General features: G+C 35.9%; 7 protein-coding genes. 2 read left to right on the plus strand and 5 right to left on the minus strand.

Annotated features, from left to right (window positions below; genetic code table 11):
• Nucleotides 1-1150: hypothetical protein (locus tag D569_RS24690; protein ID WP_018934591.1), on the plus strand; the 1150-nt coding region annotated here is incomplete at its 5' end.
• A 300-nt stretch (nucleotides 1151-1450) separates the two neighbouring features.
• On the opposite strand, the gene D569_RS0121990 is transcribed toward D569_RS24690, so the two are convergent.
• Nucleotides 1451-2125, minus strand: coding sequence for a YhcN/YlaJ family sporulation lipoprotein (locus tag D569_RS0121990; protein WP_018934592.1), 675 nt, complete (start codon nucleotides 2123-2125; stop codon nucleotides 1451-1453).
• 181 nt (nucleotides 2126-2306) lie between these two features.
• On the opposite strand from D569_RS0121990, the gene D569_RS0121995 reads away from it, so the two are divergent.
• Entirely contained in the window at nucleotides 2307-2540 is a 234-nt protein-coding gene (locus tag D569_RS0121995; protein ID WP_026287437.1) for a YhdB family protein, read from the plus strand.
• A gap of 152 nt (nucleotides 2541-2692) precedes the next feature.
• Here D569_RS0121995 and D569_RS0122000 read toward each other — a convergent pair whose 3' ends face one another.
• From D569_RS0122000 to D569_RS0122015, 4 genes are all read right to left on the minus strand, one after another.
• A complete protein-coding gene (locus D569_RS0122000) occupies nucleotides 2693-3907 on the minus strand; it encodes an anti-sigma-I factor RsgI family protein (protein WP_018934594.1) in 1215 nt (404 codons plus the stop codon).
• Nucleotides 3904-4635, minus strand: a complete 732-nt coding sequence (sigI, locus tag D569_RS0122005) for an RNA polymerase sigma-I factor (RefSeq protein ID WP_018934595.1) — start codon at nucleotides 4633-4635, stop codon at nucleotides 3904-3906. Before sigI ends, D569_RS0122000 begins: the two co-directional genes overlap by 4 nt.
• A 468-nt stretch (nucleotides 4636-5103) precedes the next feature.
• Nucleotides 5104-5916 (minus strand): S1C family serine protease, encoded by an 813-nt coding sequence (locus D569_RS0122010; RefSeq protein WP_018934596.1) that lies wholly within the window; start codon nucleotides 5914-5916, stop codon nucleotides 5104-5106.
• A gap of 321 nt (nucleotides 5917-6237) precedes the next feature.
• Nucleotides 6238-7595 (minus strand): UDP-N-acetylmuramoyl-tripeptide--D-alanyl-D-alanine ligase (locus tag D569_RS0122015; protein ID WP_018934391.1); only part of this gene is annotated, 1358 nt, incomplete at its 5' end.

A 7595-nucleotide genomic window follows, 5' to 3' on the forward strand; every position in this document is an offset into this window, starting at 1 on the left:
TGAAGACACCGATCCAACCGAAATTTTAATTACGGCAAGCGTAGTAGTAGATAATCAAGAAATAACCGATTCGTTACCAACTATTGTACAATGTCCATCAGACCCTTGTGTACTATTTCTTTTTGGACCAGATTCGATTGATTGTAGTGATATAATTTCTGGGCGTATACGTTGTGGTGATACATTGATTCCCAACGCAGAAGTCACATTCACTGCTAATCCCGCAATTATTGATTTTAATCCTAACCCCGCTATCACAGGAGAAAACGGAAATTATTTTACAAGTGTAAATATTCCGAGCGGAACACCACCAACAGATGTGGAAATTACAGCCTCCGCAACAGTGAACGATCAGCTATTAACCGAAACGATAAATGTAACCGTAATGTGTGACCAAATTTGTGATTTAACATTAAATGTAGACCCACTTATTACTTGTAGTGGCGATATTACCGGGTCCTTAGTATGCGATGGTATACCAGTGGAAGGCGCCTTGATTGAATTTAGCGATTTTCCTGTTGTAGGAACTTTTACTCCTAACCCTGTTATAACAGGAGAAGACGGAACATTTTCCACCTCACTGATTATACCAGAAGGAACACCACTTTTATCTACAACTGTTACTGCAAGCACGGAAACAGAAGGAGCATCAGTCTCCAGATCTATTGGTACTCAGGTTGAATGTCCTGAAATAGAATGTCCTTGTAAATTCAGAATTGGGGTAGGAGGAGGAGCAGCTCCAACAACTGTAACCACGACTGTGAATGGAGTACCCACTTCTTTAAGTGGCACCATTAATATCACGGCTATCCAGTGCTTTACAGCAGCTTCCATGTGTAACCCCGCTGTAAATAATTTTAACGTCGCCTTTGGTGCTGACGGAAATACAATAAACTTTGTAGGGGGTAGAAGGATAGAGATTGAATGTGATGGAAACACCTTTGCAAGTGTCAGAGGGACCGCTAGAGCATCTGGTAACTTTTTACCTGATGGTAAATATGAAGTTACGATCACGCTAACCATAGGGCCTGGGAATATTGGAATGTGGACGGTGGATGCGACAGATTTCAATGGTAACACATTCGTTACCTCATTTACCGCTCCTTTAACTCCGATTACTTTCATTGGCGACTGTGATGAACAACCATGATAATGAAAAAGCGCAAAGGATAGATGGAGATTCATTTATATTGGGCGAAATTGCGAGTTCGTTTTATCGGTCGATCACACCTGGCCTTGGAGATGGGCGTAAGTTAATGAGGGATAATAAAGCTAACTTACTCGACTAGAAGGTCCCCAATGTTGACGATCATCAAACAGAATTTCTTTTAGTATTTTTGTCTCTATATAACCACCTATCATAGCTCAAAATCCTATGGTAACGTGGATTATATGCTTCTTTACTGAAGAAAAAAAGAGCAAGTATCCGCAGATACTTGCTCTTCCTTAATTATTGTTCATCATTCGGGAAAACTCTTTCGATCATATTTCCAATACGTCTGAAAAAGCCTTCTACTGGCTCGCCTCTGTCTACATCATTAGCATACTCATCTGCTAAGTCAAAGAAATCTGGGTTCGTTGAAATATAAACATTGTCAATATCATTGTTAACAGATTTAACGGCTTCTGTGATATCTTCTCTTGTTTCTTCCGTTAATTCGTCATTGTTTCGGTTAGGATTATCTTTATTTGTTCGTTTATCCCAAGAAGCCGCTACATAGGCATTATTATCTGTTGTTAATACATAAACACGGTCAATTTCCTGAACCTGAGACTGAATTTTTTCTGCAGCTTCATCTGCTACATCATAGTTAGTACCATCACGTCTAGAGTTAGTCATATTGTCGGCATCTCTATTCGTTCTGCCATCAAACATGAATTGGTTGTTGTCATTTGCACGTGTATTACGGTTGATATTATCTTGACCACGGGCTGGATCTGTCGTTTGATTTCTATTATTAGCTCGATCATTAGCTGGGTCATTAGATGTTTGGTTGTATCCTATCGGTTGTGCTGGATTACCATTATATTCTCCATTTTCTTGGCCATATTCATTTCCGCCGCATGCTACAAGAGTTAAGGTTGTAGCGAAAGTCAGCGCTAAAGCAGGCTTTGATAACTTCATCTGTTTCCCTCCTTTTTTTATTGATCATCAATAGTATGGATAGAAACAAAATGACTTATGTTAATTAATATTTGGTAACGAGACCAACAGTTCTTTAGACTTTTTCATTGTAAACCGCACACACTAATTAATGATTCCCCAACTAAAATGAATACAACCAATATAAAAAAAGGGGGATTATCTGTTGAATATCGACTACGATAAAGCATTATATTATACGTTATGGGGGCAATGGGATGATTTGCTTGTGTTAATGGTCCGTACTAATGATGATTTGCTGTCAAAAAAAATTGAACAATTTTTACATGCTTATCATTACCCAAGCTCACAGGAATACCTGATCACTTCTCATGAACAACTAATGCAATATATTGACCATGCATTAGTCAGCCAAATGAGCCTTACGTCACAATAGAAAATAGTCGAACCAAGTGACACGTGGAGCTTGTTCGATTATGTAAAAAGGCTTGTCGCCAAGTTTTATGGTGACAAGCCTCCTTGTTTACAAGCAGCTGGATATTAAACAATATAAAAACTGTCACCTCTAATAACGATGACAGTTCATGCTTACTTGTTATGGCCTTTACCATGATGCTTTTTTTGCGATTTATCTTTTTTATTTGATTTGTTGTTATGATTAAATTTTGATTTATTCGATTTGTTATCCTGTTTGCCTTTTGATTTTTTATCTGTATTACCTTTGTCATACTGTTTATTCTGATTCTGCTTTTTTCCTTTTGACTTTGATTTAGACTTTGCTTTAGACTTTTTCTCTTTACCATTATCGGTTTTCTTTGCTTTGTTTTTTTCACTCACTTTTTGACCGTTATTATCTTTCTTTTTGCCATTATTTGTTGAGATTTGTTCTTTAGCACGTTCACTTGCATTAGCAGGTAAAATCAAAGGATCGTTTGTCTCTTTTTTCGATTCGCCTTGATTAGTTTCCTCAATGTCTTCTTCTTTCTCTTCATCTTCCGTTTCATCAATTTCGATCTCTTCTTGAGTAGTCTCTTCCTCTTGGTCTTGCTCATTATGATTATAAAAATTTTCAATTAGTTCTCTTTCCTCGGTATTTAAGGAAGTTTTAGGCGTATCATTTTCAGTTGCTAATTGCTTGACATCTGATCCTCCACTTACCTCTAACGACTGTGCTGCTAATTCGTTCATTGATACATGTTCTAGTTCAGATTGAGTTCTAAGTTCTTCTGAAACTTCATAAATGGCCACTTGGTATCCTAGATGTTGATAATAACTACCTAATTCATCTTCAAAATGATGGTCCTGTTTTTCTTCATCAATATAACTTACGGCCATTAAAACCGGACGATCAGCCTCTGCTTCTTCTGTGTCCATTGTTATTAAGTTAAGAATTTCATCTGTTAAAGATGTTATAGTACGGTTTTTAACCTCCAAATTATCCATCAATTGCTCAGCATCCTCATTCATCGGTTCAACGTCCAGCACATGATAATTTTCATCAATCGTAATATTCATGCTTGGATTAATATCAATACTAACTACTGCATAAGCCTTTTCATCTGCTACCCATATGTACAATGGGCTTATTAACAGTAAACATATTAACACCATAGGAACAAGTTGCCACTTTATTGGTCCTTTAAAAAACAGAAAAAATGATTGCCAGATGGATTGTTTTTGTTGATACAAGGTTTCCATACCAATATCTTTTTCCTTCATTGGTATTGCTTTGTGGAACACACCATCTTTGTCCATCACGATTGTATACCGTGATTTATGTTCCACAATTATTCCTTTTTTCACAGATCTACCCCCTCAAGGTATTCTCTTAAATATACATAATCACCTGTAAGGATAATAAAGACCGTTAATATATACTTTCGATTTCTTTCCAATGTTTTTTTACTGACAGGTACAAGCTTTAATAATTGTTTAATCGGTACTCTTTTTTTACGAAGTACATATTCTTTTAAATCTTGGTCATTTATTAATTGTTTCGCAGCATACACTGCCGATTCACGCGCATCTTGGTGTTTCGGTGATATTTCGGTAAGTTCTTTGAACGAAATTTTATACTTCTTCAGATGTTCTGATAACTCGAGAATTTCTTGCTTGCGATTCCAGGATTCTTCTTCCAATTCAAATATTTTTTTGGCTTCAGATATTTGTAACGGACTTTCTTCCAATTCATCTTCGTCATTCATATTTAAGGCCGGATACATATATTGTCGCTGTTCTTTCCGGATATAGTCAATTACTTTGCGTTTAATAATCACTTGAGCAAATGCGAGAAATGAAGAACCTTTCTCCCTTGAATACATTTCTATTGCTTCATTAAAAGCAATCATCCCGACACTAAACTCATCATTTTGTTTTTTGATATATCTTTTACATACATCGGAAACGCATTTTGCAATAAACGGTTGATATGCTTCGATTATATCATTTCGTAAATGCTCATCACCTCGCTGTATCAATTCAATTTGGTCTTCTAATCTATATTCTTTATCGATTAACTGGCTTTCTATCATATTCGGCACCACCAGTCCTTTATAAATTCGTATTGTATTTATGATTTTTTGTCTGTTATCTATAAAAATTAAGTATATTTTCACCAGTTTATTTTGTCACTTTATCCAGAATAAAAGAAAATTTTGTTTCTATCTACCATGATTCAATTACAATTCATTAAATTTTATTTTCAAAAAATAGATACATTTACTCACTGTGATAAAATGTTCACAGAAATTTCATCACACCAACTAGTTCATTTGAACCTATCTCTGTAAAATAGCGGGGATCAATATCTTTTTTTCAAGGTGAGAAAAAACCGCTCCGTTTTTATCACTAGATGTTAAAGATTTGCGATTCCTCTGGCAGCCATTATGAAATTATTTCAACTGCTTGACCATCACTCTGGCTGACCACTTCTCTTTCCGTTGGGTTTGTCCTTCAGCTATAATAAACAAACTCCCAGTAAAACTGAGAGTCTAAACGAATCATTGAATAATATTCATATATTCTATTGGCACGGCTAACCCTACTCGGCCGTGTTCCTCATTCTTTTGAGTTGCAAAAACAACCGCAATGACTTCCCCTTGCTCATCTAATACCGGACTACCACTATTCCCCCGATAAACTGGTGCATCTAACATATAGACTGGCTTCTCCCAAGTAGACAGTTGTGTCTTTCCTATTAAGTCTCCTTCATTGGCAATACCATTAAAACGTAGCGGATTACCGATAAATAGAACATTTTCCAGTTGATCTTGACCATTTTGATCGCTTAGTTGCAAGTAGGGGAGATTTTCCGCCTCTATGTCCAATAGAGCAAGGTCTATTTCTGGATAGGTTTCTATTACTTCACCATTATACAGACCTTCTTCCTGAAAAGCGACAGTGATCCTTAATTGGTCCTCTATTACATGATAGTTAGTGATGATATAACCATCATCCGATATCGCAAAACCAGTTCCTTTGTTGTCCTCTCCCTCAATAACAACAACTGCTTCCCGATATTGTTGTACCGTTTCGTCCTGCATTAAGCGTGCAGATGTTTGAATAAACTCAATAGCTGGGATCGAAAAAGTTTGTGGAAGGATTGCAATGACTTGAATAAACATTGCAATTGCAATCAACCATATCCCCCATCTTGGAACAAGTGGCTTTTTTTTCTGCTCTGTTTCTTTGTTCTCTTTTTCTTTCAACTTTTGGCGTTCCTCTTGCACTAGCTCATACATTTCTTCTGGATCTAACTCTTCGTACAAATCCTCATCTATAATATCCCATTCTTTATCATTCGAATGTTTCATATTACACCTCATCAAGAACAGTCTGTTATGTGTATTATATCATTTTCATTGAATGAAATCTTATTTTGTTTTAAATCGGATATGAATAGGGGGGAGAAGTGTCAAGATATCAAATTGAGTGAAGTACGGAAAGATACGTTCTATTTGTAATGTCAGGTAAATGCACCTTGCAAATTAGTATTTAAAGTTGTCTGGCACTTCCATTTATACTATATTTGCTGAAGATGCATTTTGTATTTTTTTAAATAAATAGGTGATTATTGACTCTTATCATATTTTCAAATGATTATTATAACCTTTCTTCTACGAAATTATATCTTCTTATTCGTTATATGTGTCAGGTAAATCATTCTCCAATAAGATAATTGCATCTTGGCGGTTCAATGCTTGAATTTGTGATATTGCGTGATTTAAATCTTTGGCAATAAATAATTGCTCCTCAGGGTAGCCTTTTTCACGAAGTCCATCCTGAATAGGTTTTGTTTGTTTTTCACCTACTAAAATCACATAGTCACACGCATCACTCGCATATTCACCAAATGCTTTATTATATTGATATTCCTTATCACCTAATTCTACCATACCTGGTGTCACTAATACTTTAAATCCTTCCATCGAAGAAAGTACTTCTAAAGCCATACGTGAACCAGTCGGATTCGAATTAAAACTGTCATCAATTACCGTTAAATTACCGAATCCTTTCTTTATTTCCATCCTATGTTTAACTGCCTGAATCTTCTTCACACCCATTTGCAGTCTGGATAGAGGAACTCCCATTTCCCACGCCACACTGATCGCAGCCAAAATATTATATACATTATGCTTCCCTAATAATTTGGTTTCAAAATCTGCATCTAATGTGCCTGCTTTGTTTGTCACCCTAAATGTAGTACCTTTTTGGTGAAAACGAATAGCAGAAGCTAGATAGTCTGCTTCTTTATCATCGATTCCAAAATAAACTTTACGGCACTGATTTTTCGGGGTATAAGACATAATGTTTTGATCATCACGATTGAGGAAAGCAATGCCGTCAGCTGGCAATGTTTCAACAATCTCATATTTTGTTTTTTTAATGTTGTCTAATGTTTTGAACGTTTCGAGGTGTTGTTCCCCAATTGCTGTTAGAATCGCATATTTATGCCCTACTAACTCACAGATTTCCTGAATATTACCTGGCTCTTTCGCCCCCATTTCGGCAATAAATACATCATGATATGGCTTTAAAGAGTTACGGATAGTAATCGTTACACCTATTTTTGTGTTAAAACTATTCGGTGTTTTTAATGTATTAAAATGTGATGACAAAATCGTATCTAAAATAAACTTTGTACTTGTTTTACCAAAACTACCGGTAATTCCGATTGTTTTCGTATTTTTGGCACTGTTGATCATTCGTTTTGCATCTTGATAATAGTATTCTTTGATTCTATTTTCAATCGGCTTGTTAATAAGATTAGCCAATAACACTACTCCATATGTGAAGATCGAACCTAACACCATCACTAACCCAGCATAGCTTAACGGGTAATCATTCCAAATAAAATGCAAGCTCGTTGCGAATAAGAAAAGATAAATAATCGCAATAGTCGTAATCAGACGTTTGACACGTGCGGTAACAGCTAATTTTTTCTTTTCTTGTTTCGTTCTAGGCACGAATAGACCTAGCAATGCGATCACGA

Origin of the sequence: Gracilibacillus lacisalsi DSM 19029, assembly GCF_000377765.1 — a bacterium.
GTDB classification, from domain to species: Bacteria; Bacillota; Bacilli; order Bacillales; family Amphibacillaceae; genus Gracilibacillus; species Gracilibacillus lacisalsi.